This is a genomic window from Rhodococcus erythropolis NBRC 15567, from assembly GCF_001552595.1.
GTDB classification, from domain to species: Bacteria; Actinomycetota; Actinomycetes; order Mycobacteriales; family Mycobacteriaceae; genus Rhodococcus_F; species Rhodococcus_F erythropolis.
This window is the reverse complement of record NZ_BCRM01000005.1, coordinates 24,691-41,775: the sequence shown is the minus strand read 5'-3', so window position 1 is coordinate 41,775 and position 17,085 is coordinate 24,691. Positions and strand designations below refer to the sequence as shown.

The 17,085-nt window shown below is 63.9% G+C and carries 19 protein-coding genes; 9 read left to right on the top strand and 10 right to left on the bottom strand.

What is annotated here, in order from left to right; translation table 11 throughout:
- Positions 1 to 7 precede the first annotated feature (7 nt).
- Positions 8 to 847 (bottom strand): DUF3710 domain-containing protein, encoded by an 840-nt coding sequence (locus tag RE4_RS09665; protein WP_060938495.1) that lies wholly within the window; start codon positions 845 to 847, stop codon positions 8 to 10.
- A gap of 3 nt (positions 848 to 850) precedes the next feature.
- Positions 851 to 1,345 (bottom strand): dUTP diphosphatase, encoded by a 495-nt coding sequence (gene dut, locus RE4_RS09660; protein WP_003942635.1) that lies wholly within the window; start codon positions 1,343 to 1,345, stop codon positions 851 to 853.
- Between the two features lie 41 nt (positions 1,346 to 1,386).
- Between dut and RE4_RS09655 the strand changes: the two genes are divergently transcribed.
- Complete coding sequence (locus RE4_RS09655; RefSeq protein ID WP_019748248.1) at positions 1,387 to 1,884, top strand: DUF3093 domain-containing protein; 498 nt, start codon at positions 1,387 to 1,389, stop codon at positions 1,882 to 1,884.
- A gap of 80 nt (positions 1,885 to 1,964) precedes the next feature.
- On the opposite strand, the gene RE4_RS09650 is transcribed toward RE4_RS09655, so the two are convergent.
- Complete coding sequence (locus RE4_RS09650) at positions 1,965 to 2,267, bottom strand: DUF4193 domain-containing protein (RefSeq protein WP_003942593.1); 303 nt, start codon at positions 2,265 to 2,267, stop codon at positions 1,965 to 1,967.
- Between the two features lie 533 nt (positions 2,268 to 2,800).
- Here RE4_RS09650 and cei point away from each other — a divergent pair.
- The gene (gene cei, locus RE4_RS09645; protein ID WP_003942618.1) at positions 2,801 to 3,484 is read left to right on the top strand and encodes an envelope integrity protein Cei; all 684 of its coding nucleotides are present in this window, start codon (positions 2,801 to 2,803) and stop codon (positions 3,482 to 3,484) included.
- 16 nt (positions 3,485 to 3,500) lie between these two features.
- On the opposite strand, the gene RE4_RS09640 is transcribed toward cei, so the two are convergent.
- Entirely contained in the window at positions 3,501 to 4,379 is an 879-nt protein-coding gene (locus RE4_RS09640; protein WP_021344118.1) for an inositol monophosphatase family protein, read from the bottom strand.
- A 156-nt stretch (positions 4,380 to 4,535) separates the two neighbouring features.
- Between RE4_RS09640 and ppgK the strand changes: the two genes are divergently transcribed.
- Together ppgK and RE4_RS09630 are read left to right on the top strand one after the other, a co-directional pair.
- Positions 4,536 to 5,303 (top strand): polyphosphate--glucose phosphotransferase, encoded by a 768-nt coding sequence (gene ppgK / locus RE4_RS09635; RefSeq protein WP_007732834.1) that lies wholly within the window; start codon positions 4,536 to 4,538, stop codon positions 5,301 to 5,303.
- A gap of 112 nt (positions 5,304 to 5,415) precedes the next feature.
- Entirely contained in the window at positions 5,416 to 6,840 is a 1,425-nt protein-coding gene (locus RE4_RS09630; protein WP_370333980.1) for an RNA polymerase sigma factor, read from the top strand.
- A 69-nt stretch (positions 6,841 to 6,909) separates the two neighbouring features.
- Here the strand turns inward: RE4_RS09630 and RE4_RS09625 are convergent, their stop codons facing one another.
- From RE4_RS09625 to RE4_RS09610, 4 genes are all read right to left on the bottom strand, one after another.
- The gene (locus tag RE4_RS09625) at positions 6,910 to 7,719 is read right to left on the bottom strand and encodes a tyrosine-protein phosphatase (RefSeq protein ID WP_047888402.1); all 810 of its coding nucleotides are present in this window, start codon (positions 7,717 to 7,719) and stop codon (positions 6,910 to 6,912) included.
- 21 nt (positions 7,720 to 7,740) lie between these two features.
- Positions 7,741 to 8,913 (bottom strand): cation:proton antiporter, encoded by a 1,173-nt coding sequence (locus tag RE4_RS09620; protein WP_003943778.1) that lies wholly within the window; start codon positions 8,911 to 8,913, stop codon positions 7,741 to 7,743.
- A 7-nt stretch (positions 8,914 to 8,920) separates the two neighbouring features.
- Complete coding sequence (locus RE4_RS09615) at positions 8,921 to 9,403, bottom strand: cation:proton antiporter regulatory subunit (RefSeq protein ID WP_021344116.1); 483 nt, start codon at positions 9,401 to 9,403, stop codon at positions 8,921 to 8,923.
- A gap of 86 nt (positions 9,404 to 9,489) precedes the next feature.
- On the bottom strand, positions 9,490 to 9,867 hold the full coding sequence (locus RE4_RS09610) for a DUF952 domain-containing protein (RefSeq protein ID WP_020969495.1): 378 nt from the start codon (positions 9,865 to 9,867) through the stop codon (positions 9,490 to 9,492).
- Positions 9,868 to 10,101: 234 nt separating this feature from the next.
- Here RE4_RS09610 and RE4_RS09605 point away from each other — a divergent pair, with 234 nt between their 5' ends.
- Positions 10,102 to 10,293, top strand: coding sequence for a DUF7455 domain-containing protein (locus tag RE4_RS09605; RefSeq protein WP_003942643.1), 192 nt, complete (start codon positions 10,102 to 10,104; stop codon positions 10,291 to 10,293).
- Between the two features lie 133 nt (positions 10,294 to 10,426).
- Here the strand turns inward: RE4_RS09605 and RE4_RS09600 are convergent, their stop codons facing one another.
- On the bottom strand, positions 10,427 to 12,205 hold the full coding sequence (locus RE4_RS09600; RefSeq protein ID WP_020907558.1) for a DEAD/DEAH box helicase: 1,779 nt from the start codon (positions 12,203 to 12,205) through the stop codon (positions 10,427 to 10,429).
- 256 nt (positions 12,206 to 12,461) lie between these two features.
- Between RE4_RS09600 and RE4_RS09595 the strand changes: the two genes are divergently transcribed.
- On the top strand, positions 12,462 to 13,709 hold the full coding sequence (locus tag RE4_RS09595) for a YihY/virulence factor BrkB family protein (RefSeq protein WP_019748238.1): 1,248 nt from the start codon (positions 12,462 to 12,464) through the stop codon (positions 13,707 to 13,709).
- Here RE4_RS09595 and RE4_RS09590 read toward each other — a convergent pair.
- Entirely contained in the window at positions 13,682 to 13,918 is a 237-nt protein-coding gene (locus RE4_RS09590; protein WP_003942602.1) for a DUF3039 domain-containing protein, read from the bottom strand. The genes RE4_RS09595 and RE4_RS09590 overlap by 28 nt on opposite strands.
- Positions 13,919 to 14,001: 83 nt before the next feature.
- Here RE4_RS09590 and RE4_RS09585 point away from each other — a divergent pair, with 83 nt between their 5' ends.
- From RE4_RS09585 to RE4_RS09575, 3 genes are all read left to right on the top strand, one after another.
- A complete protein-coding gene (locus RE4_RS09585) occupies positions 14,002 to 14,361 on the top strand; it encodes a DUF3099 domain-containing protein (RefSeq protein WP_020907555.1) in 360 nt (119 codons plus the stop codon).
- A 26-nt stretch (positions 14,362 to 14,387) separates the two neighbouring features.
- Positions 14,388 to 15,887, top strand: coding sequence for a DUF7782 domain-containing protein (locus RE4_RS09580; RefSeq protein ID WP_019748236.1), 1,500 nt, complete (start codon positions 14,388 to 14,390; stop codon positions 15,885 to 15,887).
- Positions 15,888 to 16,046: 159 nt separating this feature from the next.
- Entirely contained in the window at positions 16,047 to 17,018 is a 972-nt protein-coding gene (locus tag RE4_RS09575; RefSeq protein WP_060938494.1) for a sigma-70 family RNA polymerase sigma factor, read from the top strand.
- Positions 17,019 to 17,085: the final 67 nt, after the last annotated feature.

Here is a 17,085-nt window from a genome sequence, read left to right as displayed (position 1 = left end):
AACCCTGCTACTGACCCAATTGCTGCATGGCAGAACCGGATTCGCCGCTACGCGGCGGCGGGGTCGGTCGCGCTGGAGGTACCGGCGGAGCGGGCGGAGCTGACTGCTGTTGCTGCTGGGCGGCGACCTGTTGCTGCTGCGCTGTTGCCAACTGCTGCTCGTGTGCGGCCGCCAGCTGCTCGGCGAGTACCTGCGGGAGCACGACGGGCAGCGGTGTCCGCACCGGATGCGGCTCTGATCCTCGGTTGACGACGGTGTCGCGCAGGATGTCGCGTGCGATTGCCACCAAAGGGGTGTTCGCGGCGGTGGATCCGCTCGGACCCGCTACCACGCAGCGGACCATCCACCGCGGACCGTCGACGCCGATGAACCGCAGGTCCATGTTGGCCGTCACGGCAGCCAGTTCCCGGCCCCAAGGGCCGTTCTCGACGCTCACCGCAGAATTGTCGTCGCGAAGCGACTGCGCGAGCTCGGCAACGACCTCACGCCACTGACCGGGTGATTTCGGGGCGGCGTATGCAGCAACCGTGATGCGGCCATGTTCGGTGACCAGGTGCACGGCCTGAGGCGAACCGTTGGGTGCCATCTCGACCTGCAACTGTCCGCCGGTCGGCATCGGCACCAGAACGGAACCGAGATCCAGGCGCTGACCGTCACGGCCTGCCGTCGGATCATCGGAATCGATCTCCGTGATGTCGTAAGGGCCTTCCGATTCGTCACCGAACTCGTCGCCGGCGACGTCGAGATCGTCTTCGACCTCGTCGATCTCCACCGACTCGTCGTTCTCGTCACCGAAGAAGCTGGTGGGTTCCTCGTCGACGTCTGTCTTCTTCTTGCGTCCGAACATGATTCAGACTCCCTCTCCGACGACCGCGCCAGGCGCATCGGTATCGAGTATCGCGTGACCGCCGCTGGAACCGTAGCCTCCGGTTCCTCTGGTCGTGTCGTCCAGCGACTCGACTTCCTCGAAAACCGGAAGTTCGACTCGTTGAACCACGAGCTGAGCGATTCGGTCACCGCGGCGGATGTCGATGGCTGTGGCCGGATCGAGATTGATCAAGCAGACCTTGAGTTCGCCCCGGTATCCCGCGTCCACGGTTCCGGGCGCGTTCACGATCGACAGTCCCGATTTTGCGGCAAGTCCGGAACGCGGATGGATCAACCCGACGGTGCCCACCGGCAAAGCGATCGCGATCCCCGTTCCCACCAGTGTTCGGTGGCCGGGTTCGATGGTGACATCGCTGGTGGAGCACAGATCCACACCCGCATCTCCGGGATGCGCACGCTGTGGAACGGGCAGGTCTGGATCCAGTCGCTTCAAGGCGATGGAGAGATGGTCGCTCACGTGGGCCAAGACTACTCGTAGCGACGGACTATCCTTGACAGGTGCCCGAAACATCTCGACCTGACGTCGCCACCACAACGCCCCCGTCCACGACGCTGTTCTCCGAGCGCTTGTGGGTGCCGATCTGGTGGTGGATCGCCGGGCTGGCCGTAGCCGGACTCCTCGCGGCCGAGGTCCACATGGGCCGCCCGGGGCTTCTCTCGTACCTGGCGTACGTCGTGCTGCTCCCCATCCCGATCTGGGCGGCATTCTGGCTCAGCCGGATGCGCGTCGAGGTGGTGGAGACAGCAGGGGTGAAAGAACTGCACGTGGGTCGAGCCCACCTGCCGGTCGAACTGATTTCGCGGGCTGCAGCAGTGCCGGCTTCCGCAAAGAGTGCGGCGATGGGGCGCCAACTCGATCCGTCGGCGTTCGTCCAACATCGCCCATGGGTCAAGACAATGGTGTTGATCGTGCTCGACGACCCGGAGGATCCCACGCCGTACTGGCTGGTGAGCACACGTCGTCCCGCTGATCTGCTGGCTGCGCTGGATCGCTGACCAGCGCGGTCACAGCAAAGCAGTACTTCCCGACCCTTGGTCGACCCGCGAGCTGACGGGTCGACCACCGGGAAGGGAGATCAGGCAGCGCAGTCCATGCATACGAGCTGTCCGTTGGCATCACTGGCCAGGCGGCTGCGGTGATGAACCAGGAAGCAGCTCGAACACGTGAACTCGTCTGCCTGCTTCGGAACAACTCGAACCGAGAGTTCCTCGCCGGAAAGGTCGGCACCCGGCAGCTCGAAGGACTCCGCGGTGTCCGTCTCGTCGATGTCGACGACGGCTGACTGCGCTTCGTTGCGTCGCGCCTTCAGCTCCTCGAGAGAGTCCTCCGAAACCTCGTCGGACTCTGTACGCCTCGGTGCGTCGTAGTCAGTTGCCATCTCGTCTACCCCATCCTCTTCGTGTATCCCGGTCCCGTGTGCGCCGAGAATCCGGTAGATCCTTGATGCGCATGGAAACCGCCGTGGCATCCAGATCATTCCCTGTCGCTGCATAACGCTGCAGGACTGGAATTAGTGCCCGGAAGTTCCTTCCGAGAACGTGATCTGCGCCTCATTTGGTTGTCATTTCGGCGTCCGGCCGATGCCCAGTTGAACGACCTGGGCCGCCAGACAGTAGCCGACGTGAGCACGAAAGTAGTAACCGAATCGGAAATTTCCGAAAAATGACTGCGAATTGTCACCAAGGCAAGAGCAAGCTGTGACCTTTCGGCGACATTTTCAGACCGGATCCGGGTAGAAACTGCCCGCTAGTTGCCCAACTACCGTTGGGCGATCGCCAGCGGCCCGACGCGTCGAGCCGCGCCTCGGCTGTGTCGTCACACAAGCCCTCTAAGGTAGGCACCGAACGTCATGCCGGCGCCGCTCGGCCCGATGGCGAAGTAGAAGTTTCGTCAAGAAAGTCGAGGGATACCGTGGTTTCTCTGATCACCGAAGGCAGCTCTACCGATGACCAGGGACGTCCGTTCCGCCGTCGGCGCGCGTGGCCGGTGATCGCCGTGTTCGCGGTACTCGCATTGATCGGCAGTGTCTTGTGGGTCCGCATCCTGAGCGCCGAGGCAGAAGTCAGTGACACCGTCGCCTGCAACCTCCCGCAGCCTTCCTCCGATCCCTCGGCAGCGGCGCCACTACCGCTGGGAACCGTCGTCGACCGTTCGAAGCTGCTCGACGTGGATCCCGCTCCCCTGGCGGCCACCAAGGTTCGTGTGTTCAACGCCAACGGCGAACACGGTCAGGCCGCCCAGGTGGCAGCGCAACTGAGCGAGTTCGGCTTCTCCAGCGCGCCGGACGTCCAGGTCGGAAACGACCCCGTCTACGTCGACCAGAACATGGAGTGCCAGGGTCAGATCCGCTTCGGAGCGAACGGCCTCGCCGCCGCCAGTTCCGTCTGGCTGGTCGCCCCCTGCGCCGAACTGGTCCAGGACGGCCGCGGCGACGACACCGTCGACCTGGCTCTCGGCACCTACAACAAGGGCGCCCTGACCCCCAACACCGACGCCACCGCGATCCTGCATGCTCTGGCCGAGCAGCCCGCAAACGCCGAAGTCGCTCCGATGGACATCGCACTGCTCAAAGCAGCGCGCACGGCACGCTGCTGACAAACCCGGTTCGGCCTCAGCTCGGAATCGGCTGATCTGCGCCGATCGAACTGAGCATGTGCGCGAACTGCTCGGCGATCGCCGGAGCCACCGCATAGACGACATCTCCGTCGGCCGACGTGGAATTGGGCGCCGGGACGTTGATCACGGCGCCCGCTTCGGAAGCGATCAGGGAGCCCGCGGCCCAGTCCCACGGACTCAGCCCGTGCTCGAAGTGAGCGTCGACCCGGCCGGTGGCAACCATGCACAGATCCAAAGCAGCCGAACCGATGCGTCGGATGTCGCGAACCTGCGGCAGGATCTGCCCGATCAAGGTGCCCTGCACCTTTCGGCGATCCGCTCCGTAGCCGAAACCGGTGGCCAACAAAGCCATTGACAGTTCGGTCACCTCATTGGCGTGCAGTTCGCTGACGACGCCGTCGGCCGTGGCCATGGTTGCGCCGCCGCCCCGGTGCGCGGAATACGTTGTTTCCAGCGACACGTCGACGACAGCCCCGGCCACTGAGATCCCGTCGATCTGTACGGCCACCGAAATGGCGAACGCGGGGATTCCGTAGAGAAAATTCACCGTGCCGTCGATGGGATCGACAACCCATCGAACTCCCGCGGAATCGTCGGTGTCTCCGCCACCTTCCTCACCCAAGATCGAATCTGCAGGGCGCAATTGCGCCAGAAGGTCGCGAATCACCTGTTCGGTTTCAGTATCGACCACCGTGACGGGATCGGTCGGCGTGCTCTTTGCAGCAACCGAACCACCCTCGGAGGCACCGGAACCCACCAGGCCGAATACCTCGGGCCGACGCACGCGGACGTGTTCGGCTGCGCGTTCGGCGACGGCTACGGCAACTGCCCGCAATTGTGCGGGGTCCAGAGAATCGGCGGAAAAGTCGGGCAACGTTCTTTCTGAAGGGCGCACCGGACCATCGCAACACATCTCTACCGAGGGGCACCACTCGAACGCCTGGAGTCGCACGCGCCCGAGTCCTTGTTCGGGTTAGTGTTTGCAACGGTAGATCGTGACCTCGAATTCGACACTCAGGAGCGCAGGACGATGACAACCACAGGTTTCGGGATCGACGTCGGCGGCAGCGGCGTCAAGGGCGGCACGATCGACCTGAGCACCGGGGAAATGATCGGTGACCGCATCAAGATCCTGACCCCGCAGCCGTCCACTCCCGATGCGATCGCGGGCACTGTGGCCGAGATCGTCGAGCAGGCAAAGTGGACCGGGCCGGTCGGCATCACGTTGCCCGCTGTCGTGACCGGCGGCGTCGCGCGCAGCGCCGCGAACATCGACAAGTCCTGGATCGACACCGACGCGGCCGCGCTCTTCGGCAAGGCCCTGGGCGGGCGCGAAGTCACCGTCCTCAACGACGCCGACGCCGCCGGAATTGCCGAGGACTCGTTCGGAGCGGGCAAGGACACCTCCGGCGTCGTGATCCTCTTGACCTTCGGCACCGGAATCGGATCTGCCGTGTTGCACAACGGAGTTCTGTTGCCCAACACCGAGTTCGGCCACCTCGAGGTCGACGGCAAGGAAGCCGAGCATCGAGCGGCGTCGTCGGTGAAGGAAAAAAAGGACTGGAGCTACAAGGAGTGGGCGGTCGAGGTCTCCCGAGTTCTGACCACCTTCGAGAACCTGCTGTGGCCTGATCTCTTCATCGCCGGAGGCGGAATCAGCCGCAAGCACGAGAAGTGGATTCCGCACCTGACCAACCGCACGAAGGTCGTCCCCGCCACCCTCCTCAACACCGCGGGAATCGCCGGAGCTGCGCTCGCGTCAGTCGGACTGACCAGGCCGGCCCCCGTCGCCGGATGAGAAAACCCGCACGTGAAAAGCGGAAAATCTACCTGTTACGGCCCGCCGTGACGTAAGAGTTTCCTGAGAGTCGTTACAATGGTGAAGTCCGGCTGCGCGCCGGCCAACAACCATTGACCTCTCCGCCGGATCACCACTCTGGCGTGACGCCGCACGACACCGTCACGAAAGGGCGTACGTGGCAGCCACCGATACACGTCAGACTGCTGATTCTCCATCAGAGTCAGAGCCACAATCTCCAGCCGTGGAGGCGGCCACCGTCACCGCTCCGGCAGCCAAGAAGGCTCCGGCGAAAAAGGCTCCCGCCAAGAAGGCAGCAGCAAAGAAGGCTCCGGCCAAGAAAGCTCCGGCCAAGAAGGCAGCAGCTAAGAAGGCCAGTCCCAAGAAGGCCGGCGATCCTGATGCCGAAGACGGCGATGTCGAGTTGGAAGACATCGACATCACGGACGGCGACCTTGCCGAGGTCGAGTCCGATGTCGTCGAGGTCGTAGCAGTCGGCGAAGACGAAGAGACCGCTGCAGAGCCGTCCGAGAAGGACAAGGCTTCCGGCGACTTCGTCTGGGACGAGGAAGAGTCCGAGGCTCTTCGCCAGGCACGCAAGGACGCCGAACTGACGGCGTCCGCCGACTCGGTTCGCGCTTACCTCAAGCAGATCGGCAAGGTCGCACTCCTCAACGCCGAAGAGGAAGTCGAACTGGCCAAGCGCATCGAGGCCGGCCTCTACGCCGTGCAGATCATGCAGGATCTTGCTGACAAGGGCGAGAAGTTGCCTGCGGCTCAGCGACGCGACATGAGCTGGATCTGCCGCGACGGCAACCGCGCCAAGAACCACCTCCTCGAGGCCAACCTTCGCCTGGTCGTCTCGCTGGCCAAGCGCTACACGGGCCGCGGCATGGCGTTCCTGGACCTCATCCAGGAAGGCAACCTCGGTCTGATCCGTGCAGTCGAGAAGTTCGACTACACCAAGGGTTACAAGTTCTCGACCTACGCCACGTGGTGGATCCGACAGGCCATCACCCGTGCGATGGCCGACCAGGCTCGCACCATCCGCATCCCGGTGCACATGGTCGAGGTCATCAACAAGCTCGGCCGTATCCAGCGTGAGCTGCTCCAGGACCTGGGCCGTGAGCCCACGCCGGAAGAGCTTGCCAAGGAAATGGACATCACGCCGGAGAAGGTGCTGGAAATCCAGCAGTACGCGCGTGAGCCGATCTCTCTCGACCAGACCATCGGCGACGAGGGCGACAGCCAGCTCGGTGACTTCATCGAGGACTCCGAAGCTGTTGTCGCAGTCGACGCCGTCTCGTTCACCTTGCTGCAGGATCAGCTGCAGTCGGTACTCGAGACGCTGTCCGAGCGCGAAGCCGGCGTGGTTCGCCTGCGCTTCGGCCTCACCGACGGCCAGCCGAGGACTTTAGACGAAATCGGACAGGTCTACGGCGTCACGCGTGAGCGTATCCGTCAGATCGAATCGAAGACGATGTCGAAGCTGCGCCACCCGTCGCGTTCGCAGGTTCTGCGCGACTACCTCGACTAGTCACACCAGCTATACGCAGAAGAGCCGCTCTCCGGATTTCCGGAGAGCGGCTCTTCTTCGTTTGCCGCCTCAGGCCAAGAGTGTGTCCCGGAGTTGTGCGATGTCCCCGTCGCTCAACTGCAGGCCGTCCCGGACGTAGTTGTCGAAGTTGCCGTACACCCGATCCACCGTGGCGAAAGACGTGTCCAGCCACGACTGTTCGACGCCGTCGATGAACGCACTCCCGGTGCGAGGTCCGGTGAGGTACTGGTTGCTGAGCATGTAGTCGGCGTTCACGTCGGCGCGGCTCACGCCGAGGAGGGTCAGAAGAACCGCAGTCATCCAGCCGGTACGGTCCTTGCCCGCCGAGCAGTGGTAGAGGACTGCACCCTCGGTGTTCGCGACGTTCACCAGAGCATCGTGGAATGCGCGGCTCGCCCCCGGATCGGTCGCCATCAACGCGTACATCGTGGGCATGTCCACCAGGGCCGGGAGGTTGGCGGGGTTGGTTCCGATGACGTCGAACCAGTTGGTTCGTGCCCCGTTCGGAATGCGGTCTTGCGAGAGCGTCCGTTCGACGACCGTGCGGAAGTCGTCCACCGATTCCACTCCGCGTTCGCTCAACGACGCGAGATCCGACGGCGTCAGCTTGTCGAGGGCATTCGAGCGAAACACCTTCCCCCACCGAACGGTCCGCCCCTCCTCGGTGACGTAGCCGCCGATGTCACGCGCGTTCGACGCACCCTCGAGATGCAGCGATCGGTCTGCGGCAACCTGCGCAGCTGCAGGTCCGGCTTGTTCGAGCGCGGGTATTCCCCCGGCGAGCGCCGGCACCGGACCGCACGAGAGGATCACCGCGCACAGGACTGTCGCGGCGGGACGGGCGATTCTGTTCGACATCCGGACAGAATAGGGCCGCAATCAGGACTTCGTACGAACCTTGATGTACAACGAGGCAACCGGTTCGATAACTCTTGCCGCCACTGGACCGATGACCGCCATCAGGAGCACGTAAGCCGTTGCCAATGCCGCCAGTTCGGCGTCGACCGCACCCGCGGACACCGCCAGCCCGGCGATGATGATGGAGAACTCACCGCGGGCGATCAGGGCGGCACCGGCGCGCGCTTGACCCATTCGCGCGACACCCTGACGTCTGGCCGCCCAGGCGCCGGTGATCAGCTTCGTGATCGCGGTGACGACGGCCAGGATCGCAGCCCACCCGAGGACGGGCGGAATGGAACTGGGATCGGTGTTGAGACCGAAGACCACGAAGAACATTGCAGCGAACAGATCTCGAAGGGGCTCGAGCACGCGACTGGCATTGTGCGCCGTCGACCCCGAGATCGCGATCCCGAGGAGGAACGCGCCCACAGCCGCCGACACCTGCATCGCCGAACTGATGCCGGCAACCAACAGTGCGGCACCGAGCAGCTTGAGCAGGAGCGTCTCGCTGTCGGGACTGTCCAGGAGCGCGGAGACGTACCGCCCGTATCGCAGGGCCACAACAAGAACCACGGTGATGACCAACAACGAGATCCCGACCGCTTCGAGCCCGCCCATGAAGCTGACGCCCGCAAGCATCGCGGTCAGAATCGGCAGATACAGCGCCATCGCCAGGTCTTCGAACACCAGAATCGACAGCACGACCGGTGTTTCGCGGTTACCGAGGCGCCCCAGGTCGCTGAGCACCTTGGCGATGATTCCCGAAGACGAGATGTAGGTGACGCCGGCCATGACCGTCGCCCCCACGACGCCCCAGCCGAGAATCAAGCCGACCACCGCGCCGGGAGTCGCGTTGAGGACGATGTCGACGATGCCCGCTACGCGTGAGCGTTTGAGACCGGTCACGAGCTCGGCCGCGGTGTATTCGAGCCCCAACAGCAACAAGAGCAGGACGATCCCGATCTCACTTGCCAGATGGGAGAACTCGCCGATGTCTCCGAGTTGGATGAAACCGCCCTGTCCGAAGCACAGGCCGCCGATCAGGTAGAACGGGATCGGCGACATCCCCACGCGAGCAGCGAGCCGTCCGAGCAGTCCGAGCGCGAAGAAGACCGCGCCGAGTTCGATCAGTGCGAGGGTGGTTGTGTCCACGCGCCAGTCAGCCGTTGGCCAAGATTTTTGCCGCTGCGGCCAAACCGTCCGGCGTTCCGACTGCTACGAGAAGATCTCCCCCGGTGAAGGTGAAGTCGGGGTTCGGGGACGGGCTGACCTGTCCGGCACGCATGACGGCGACGATGGAGACTCCGGTACGCGTGCGCATGCCGGTGTCCCCGAGGGTCTGCCCGTCGTAGCGCGAACCGTCCTTGATGTAGAGCTGTTTGGTTCGAATGCCCGGAAGGTCACGGTGCTCTTCTTCGAGCTGCGCAACGAGCTGTGGGGCACCCAGGAGATTGCTGAGCGCTGCCGCTTCCTCTGTGGTCAGAGGCAGCGAGGCAGCACACGCGTCAGGGTCGTCTGCCTTGGACACGATGAGGTCGGTATGACCGTCCCGATGGGTGACGACACCCACGCGACGACCGGAAGACAGAACAAAATCCTTGCGCGTCCCGATCCCCGGTAGTGGGGTGACTTCTACGTTCATATACCAACGGTAGCGCCGATCGGCGACCTGCATCGCGTGAGGGCCACAATCCGCCGGGAGCACTTCGCGGCGAGCGAACCGGCGACCTACCGAACCGGCGAAAACACGCCGTTCTCGTCCGGAAGATACTCGACGACAGCGGTGACGGCTGCGACCGGAATCGGGGCGTACAGATGCGGGAATCGCATCGATTCCGGGTCAGAAGGGACGCCCGGTTCGTACTTGACCTGACCACCGAGCAGGGCCGGATCGATGGCGAGAAGGACTATGTCGTCGCGGCCGGCGAAGATCCGATTCGCCGGGAGATGAACTTGCGCCGGAGTCGACATGTGAACAAATCCCTCCGCCTCGAATCCGTCGGGGATACGTTCGCCGTGCTGTTGTGCCCGCGCCCATTCCTCGCGCGTGCACATGTGGAGCAACTCGACGCTCTCGTCGACAAGTGGTTCGCGTCCCGGGTTCATCCGCCCAGAATATCGGGCTGAGGTCGGCGATTCGAATCAGCTGTCAGCGAACAATCTTCACCCGAGAATGCCTGCCCAGCGCATTTCCAGTGAGACACAACACTAAGAAACGCCTTCGGGAACAACCCGTAAACCCCAAACGTCTGTAAGAGTGGATCTACCGCGCCATTCCGACGCGGCGGACCAGGCCCCAGGCACGCGGCCCGAATGCCGCAAAGCCAGTACGGAGGAGTCATGCCCGGAACACTGACCAGCCCACAGTTGACCGCTGCCGACCGGTGCGACCGGTGCGGTGCCGGAGCACGCGTACGCGCCGTGCTTCCCACCGGCGGCGAGCTTCTCTTCTGCGGACACCACGCAACCGAACACGCGGATCGACTTCGCGAGATGAATGCCGTCGTCTCCGAAAGCGAACCCGCAATCTGACCTGTCAGCCGGGGGTGGCCTCTTCACGAGGCGCGCCATGAACGCCAGAACGGGCGATCACATTCACTGTGATCGCCCGTTCTGCCGTTCCGGGGCCGCAAGCACGCGAAGCGTGCGGGACCGGTATCGGCTGCTACCAGCTGCGTAGGATCGCGATGCGCTCGGTCAGCTGATCGACAGTCGCGATGGCCGTCGGCGGGCCTCCGCACACTCGGCGAAGTTCCGCGTGAATGATGCCGTGTGGTTTGCCGGTGCGGTGAACGTTCATCGCCACCAACCCGTTCAGCTCCTTGCGGAGCGCTCCGAGCTGATCTGCCGTGGCCGCTCGATCGGATACCACTGCCGCCGTGGGTTGCGGTGCGGCGGCCTTGGCCGAGTTGGCCTCGACCTGTGTCTGCTGGCGTTGACGCAGCAATGCCCGCATCTGATCGGCGTCGAGTAGGCCTGGCAGACCGAGGTAGTCGGCTTCCTCGTCACTTCCGGCGAATGTCGCGGTACCGAAGGACGATCCGTCGTAGATCACCTGGTCGAGTTCGGCATCGGCGCCCAGGGACGTGAACGCCTTCTCCTCCTCGCCCAGCTCGTCCTTCTGCTTGTTCGCATCGGCGAGCAGGTCGTCTTCGAGGCCGTCCTTCTCACGATGCGGCTTGCCGAGTACGTGGTCACGCTGAGCCTCGAGCTGTGCAGCAAGGTCGAGAAGCACCGGCACCGACGGCAGGAAGACGCTGGCAGTTTCGCCCTTACGACGCGAACGCACGAAGCGCCCGATCGCCTGAGCGAAGTACAGCGGGGTCGACGCGCTGGTCGCGTACACACCGACCGCCAGACGGGGAACGTCGACGCCCTCGGACACCATGCGGACCGCGACCATCCATTTCTGGTCGCTCGCACCGAATTCGGCGATTCGCTTGGACGCGGTGGGGTCGTCGGACAGCACGACGGCCGGCTGTTCGCCGGTGATCGCTGTCAAGGCCTTCGCGTACTCGCGGGCCACTGTCTGGTCCGTCGCGATGACAAGTCCGCCGGCATCGGGCATACCCGTACTGCGCAGCTGCGCCAAACGGGTGTCTGCTGCTTGCAGCACGGCAGGAATCCAGTCGCCGGCAGGGTCCAAGGCCGTACGCCATGCCCGAGTCGTCTGCTCGGCGCTCAGCGGCTCGCCGAGCCGAGCGGTGAATTCCTCGCCGGCGTTGTTTCGCCACCGTGCCTCGCCCGAGTAGGCGAGAAACACGACGGGGCGAACCACGCCGTCCTTGAGGGCATCCGAATATCCGTAGGAGTGATCGGCTTTCGAGCGGAGCAGACCTTCCTTGTCCGGCTCGTACTCGACGAAAGGAATGGCACTGTCGTCACTGCGGAACGGAGTTCCGGTCAGTGCGAGACGCCTGGTCGCGTCGCCGAACGCCTCACGAATGGCGTCACCCCAGCTCTTGGCATCGCCGCCGTGGTGGATCTCGTCGAGGATGACCAGCGTCTTGCGGCCCTCGGTGCGCACACGGTGCTTCGACGGGTGCGAGGCAACCTGGGCGTAGGTCAGCACGACGCCGTGATAGTCACTCGAGGTCTGGCCGGTCGAGTTGGAGAACCGCGAGTCCAATGCCAGGCCGGATCGCTGAGCGGACTCCGCCCACTGGTGCTTGAGGTGCTCGGTCGGCGCCACGACGGTTATCTGGTCGACCGTCCGGTCACGGAGCAATTCCGAAGCTACCCGCAGAGCGAAGGTGGTCTTACCTGCTCCCGGCGTTGCGACCGCCAGAAAGTCACGCGGACTGCTGGAGAGGTACTTGGTCAGTGCACGGCGCTGCCATGCACGAAGGGAACCGGTAGGGGCGCCAGGTTGGGTTCCCGCGGATTGAGCTCCGGCGGGTTCGGGCGAATTGCCGAACTCGGCTGCCACGGTCTCAGACGTCATAGGCCGCGCCTCCACTGGAATCGCACTGTTGTCTCGCGCTCCTCGAATTTTCATCAATGTCCGGCGACGAGCCTAGCCGCCGCCACCGACGAAAGCCGCACTCGAAGCGCGTACTCATGGCCGTTCTCACTCCGGCCGGCGAGGTTTCGCTGCTCTCGCATCCTGCCGACCTGCACGCGAATTGTCTCAGAAATGTGCGACACGTCGGCGCCATGGTTGGGCAACCGGGTGTGTCGTCAGGGATGCTGGAGACATCATGAGTGAAGCGCGAGGCGAGAAGTCGAGCGGAAGTGATCTGCACCACCGCAGATGGCATCCGCTACGCCGCACCGGGCAGTTGATCGGTCGCACACTGAGCAAGGCCTGGGACGATTCCATCTTCGGAAAGGCGGCGACGGCCGCGTTCTGGCAAACGCTGTCACTGGCTCCCCTGCTTCTGGGCCTTCTCGGAATGATCGGCTACATCGGTGGGTGGTTCGGACCCAACACCGTCGAGATCATCGAATCCAAGATCGTCACGTTCAGCGGAACGATCTTCAGCGAAAGCGTCGTCGACCAGATCATCCGCCCGACGGTGACGGACGTCCTTCAGCGCGGACGACCGGAGATCATCTCGGTGGGCTTCCTGCTCTCCCTGTGGGCGGGATCGTCGGCGATCAGTACGTTCGTCGACTCGATCGTGGAAGCACACGGTCAGCAGGATGCGCGCAATCCCATCTGGCAGCGCATCTTCGCCCTGCTGCTCTACGTGATGTTCCTGGTGATGGCTGTGTTCATCCTGCCGCTGGTAGCTCTCGGGCCGACGCTCGTCGGGCGAGCACTGCCGGCCTCCTGGTACGTGGTCGGCTCGAATCTGGTCGACACGTTCTACTACCCCGCTGTCGGTCTGCTGGTGATCATCGGCCTCACGACGCTCTACAAAGTCGCTCTACCGAAGTCGCTGCCGTGGCATCGGCTGCTCGCGGGCGCGCTGGTCGCCGGTGTGTTCTTCATGGCCGCCAGTACCGGATTGCGCTGGTACCTGGGATTTGTCACCAGCACCGGCTACACGTACGGCGCACTGGCAACGCCGATCGCCTTTCTGCTCTTCACGTTCTTCCTCGGTTTTGCCGTCGTCCTCGGCGCCGAGTTCAACGCGACGGTTCAGGAGTTCTGGCCGGCTCGTGCCACTCGGATGGAGCAGATGCGAGAGTGGCTTGCGGCTCAGAACACCGACGACGAGACCGGTCCGGTCACCAACCTGACCTGGCACCTGGCCACCAGCCCGATCCGCATCTCGGGCGACAAAGCGGATCCGGCCACGGTCCCCTCGTACGGGCGGCCCCGCAGCAGACAAACGGAGTCGCGCCAGAACTCGTGCGTCGACCAAGATCCCTGCGATGAACCGCACGCAGACGCGAAGAGCCCGGCGGCCGACTGCATCGAGGCTGTCGATCCGCCGAGCTCCGGAAGTACTCCCGCGCGCGTGACCCGAGGTCAGTCGCCCTTACGGAGTCCTTCGTAAATCTTCTTGCAGTCCGGGCACACCGGCGATCCCGGCTTGGCGGACTTCGTCACGGGAAACACCTCGCCGCACAGCGCGACGACATGGGTTCCCATGACGGCGCTCTCGGCGATCTTGTTCTTCTTCACGTAGTGGAAGAACTTCGGGGTGTCGTCGTCGGTCGTTTCGTCGGTGGAGACGTCGGGACGTTCCTTGGTTTGAGTGCTCACCCCTCCAATAATGCCGTCTCCGTCACAGCGGTGCGACCCACGGGTCGTGTGCAATTGTCGGCCGAGAGTGGAACAGTGGAGTCATGGCACGAAATGGCGCGTTCGGCAGGTCCGACGAGGCCGGGACTCCCGATAATCCCGTACTGATCACCGAAGCGCAGAAGTCCGTCGAAGAACAGCACAAAGCCCGAGTGCGCAAGTACATGATCATCATGTCCTTCCGGTTCCCGGCGTTGATCCTCGCGGCGATCGCGTACGGCATCTGGGCCAACGCCTGGATCTCGATGCTCATCATCGGTGCATCCATTCCGCTTCCCTGGATCGCCGTCCTGATCGCCAACGACCGACCACCGCGCACCAAGGACGAACCGAGCCGATACGACGGACGAACGAAGACCGCAGGCGAGATCGAATCCGCGACGCACCACACCATCGAAGGCTGACAAGTTCCGCCTGCGAGAATGACGGGGTGAGAAGCGAAACGCTCCTGTCCATCACCCCTGCGCTGCGTGAGGCCCTGCTTCGCAATCGATTCGACACGGGAACCATGCTCGAGGCATTGGGTCCCGAAGTTCACGCCGCTCTCGGCCGAAGTGAGCCGGTACCCGTGCGCCGCGCCACCCGAGAACTCGGGGACCTGGGCGTTCTCATCAGACTGTTCCTTCTCGCCGATGATTGCCCGGCAGGCGACGTCGCCGCGGCGTTGACTCCGCTGACAATTGCGCAGTGCGTCGACGCCGGCCTGCTCGAAGGTGAAAACTTCGACAGTGAGAATCCGCTCGTGCGGGCCGCGGTCGATCTTCGCCCCATCGACGTCGGCGACGGCGACCGTTGGGTGATCTCGGATCTCGACGGCGGAATCCGTCCCAAGAAGGCCACGGCCGATCACGTGCTGGGAGTCGGACATGCGTCACTGTCCTTGCTGCAGGCCACGCCCACCGCGAAGGTCGGCAGCGTGCTCGACCTCGGTACGGGATGCGGCATCCAAGCCCTGCACGCGAACACATACGCGGATTCGGTCACCGCAACCGACATCAATCAACGCGCCGTCGACCTCACGGCCGCAACCATGGCGCTCAACGGACTGGACGTCGAACTGCTTCAGGGGTCCTGGTTCGAACCCGTCGAGGGTCGAACCTTCGACCAGGTGGTCGCCAATCCCCCGTTTGTCGTCGGCGAGGCACGCGTCCATCACACGTACCGCGATTCCGGCCTCGATCTCGACGGTGCGAGCGAATTGATGATCTCGCGCTCGATCGACTATCTGAACCCCGGCGGCACGGCAGCGCTGTTGGCCTCGTGGGTGCACATCGAAGGACAGGACTGGCGTTCGCGGATCGCGTCATGGCTGCCGGCGCACGGCGTCGACGCCTGGGTGGTGCAGCGCGACGTGGCGGACCCAGCTCTGTACGTCGGCACGTGGCTCAAAGACGGCGGGCAGGATCCGCGAGATCCGGAATCGGCATCGCGAGCAAACGCCTGGCTGGATCACCTCGAAGAAGCCGATGTCGAGGGCGTCGGCTTCGGTTTCGTGTTCCTTCGCCGCACCGACTCCCCCACCGACCTGATGGCCGAGGACCTCATGCACGGCTTCTCGGACCCGCTCGGGGCCGAGGCGCTCGCTTACTTCGACCGTCTTGCCTGGTTGCGTGAACACGACGTCCTCGAGGAGCGATTCGTCCTCGATCCGGACACGGCTCTCGAACGCGTCTACCTCCCCGGCGACGAGGGATGGCAGCAAGTGGTCACGCGTGTGCACCGCGGCAACGGACCGCACTGGCAGCACGAGATCGACGAGCTCGGTGCTGCGCTGCTGGCCGGGCTCCGAGCGGACGGACTGGTGGTCGACGAACTGGTCGAACTTCTCGCCGCGGCGAACGGCGAAGACCCGGACCAGCTACGTGAGGCCGTCGTCACATTGCTGGTCTCGCTTGTCCGGCACGGGTTGGTGCTTCCCGTCACGAACTGAGTTCCCGGTGAGTTGCAGATTTTTGTGTTCTCAGCAACTTCTCAGGACGACTGGGAAATAACTGCAGGTCACGGCGTTTTAGCGGAAATCGGCGCGGGAACTTTCCCGGAACTCTCACACGTTGAACTGTGTGAGAGACCGCCGATAGGGAGGCAAGTCATGACAAGCCCCAGCACCACTACTCGCATTCGTCCGAGCGCCGCAGATCTGGACGCCCAGAGCCCGGCCGCAGACCTGGTCCGCGTCTACCTGAACGGGATCGGTCGTACTGCACTGCTGACAGCAGCAGACGAGGTCGAACTGGCGAAGCGAATCGAAGCGGGGCTGTACGCCAGCCACGTCCTTGCCACGGGAAAGCGCCTGACAGCCGCCAAGAAGAGGGATCTCGCAACGATCGTTCGCGAGGGACAGTCGGCGCGTAGCCACCTCCTGGAAGCGAACCTGCGACTCGTCGTGTCGCTGGCCAAGCGCTACACCGGCCGCGGAATGCCGCTCCTCGATCTCATTCAAGAAGGCAACCTCGGACTCATCCGTGCCATGGAGAAGTTCGACTACGCCAAGGGCTTCAAGTTCTCGACGTACGCCACCTGGTGGATCCGTCAGGCGATCACCCGCGGAATGGCTGATCAGAGCCGCACCATCCGGCTCCCAGTCCACCTCGTGGAGCAGGTCAACAAGCTCGCCCGCATCAAGCGCGAACTGCACCAGCAGCTCGGCCGCGAAGCGACGGACGACGAGTTGGCCGAAGAGTCGGGCATTCCCGCCCACAAGATCGCGGACCTGCTCGACCACAGTCGCGACCCGGTAAGCCTGGACATGCCAGTCGGCAACGACGAAGAAGCTCCCTTGGGCGACTTCATCGAAGATTCCGAGGCGACTTCGGCGGAGAACGCCGTCATCGCCGGTCTGCTGCACAGCGATGTGCGCAGCGTGCTCGGGACGCTCGACGAGCGCGAGCAGCAGGTCATCCGACTTCGCTACGGTCTCGACGACGGCCAGCCTCGCACACTCGATCAGATCGGCAAGCTCTTCGGCCTCTCGCGTGAGCGGGTTCGTCAGATCGAGCGTGAGGTCATGGGCAAGCTCCGCGTCGGCGATCGCGCCGAGAAACTGCGTTCCTACGCGAGCTGATCAAACAACACAGCACGTGCGTCAGCGCGCCACACCACTCGCGCTGACGCACCGCACAAAGCACCGG

Coding starts and splice junctions, on each gene's coding strand:
- RE4_RS09665 (WP_060938495.1), bottom strand. CDS start 847: ATGTTCGGACGCAAGAAGAAGACAGACGTCGACGAGGAACCCACCAGC.
- RE4_RS09650 (WP_003942593.1), bottom strand. CDS start 2,267: ATGGCAACTGACTACGACGCACCGAGGCGTACAGAGTCCGACGAGGTT.
- ppgK (WP_007732834.1), top strand. CDS start 4,536: ATGACAACCACAGGTTTCGGGATCGACGTCGGCGGCAGCGGCGTCAAG.
- RE4_RS09625 (WP_047888402.1), bottom strand. CDS start 7,719: ATGTCGAACAGAATCGCCCGTCCCGCCGCGACAGTCCTGTGCGCGGTG.
- RE4_RS09615 (WP_021344116.1), bottom strand. CDS start 9,403: ATGAACGTAGAAGTCACCCCACTACCGGGGATCGGGACGCGCAAGGAT.
- RE4_RS09610 (WP_020969495.1), bottom strand. CDS start 9,867: ATGAACCCGGGACGCGAACCACTTGTCGACGAGAGCGTCGAGTTGCTC.
- RE4_RS09605 (WP_003942643.1), top strand. CDS start 10,102: ATGCCCGGAACACTGACCAGCCCACAGTTGACCGCTGCCGACCGGTGC.
- RE4_RS09600 (WP_020907558.1), bottom strand. CDS start 12,205: ATGACGTCTGAGACCGTGGCAGCCGAGTTCGGCAATTCGCCCGAACCC.
- RE4_RS09595 (WP_019748238.1), top strand. CDS start 12,462: ATGAGTGAAGCGCGAGGCGAGAAGTCGAGCGGAAGTGATCTGCACCAC.
- RE4_RS09585 (WP_020907555.1), top strand. CDS start 14,002: ATGGCACGAAATGGCGCGTTCGGCAGGTCCGACGAGGCCGGGACTCCC.
- RE4_RS09575 (WP_060938494.1), top strand. CDS start 16,047: ATGACAAGCCCCAGCACCACTACTCGCATTCGTCCGAGCGCCGCAGAT.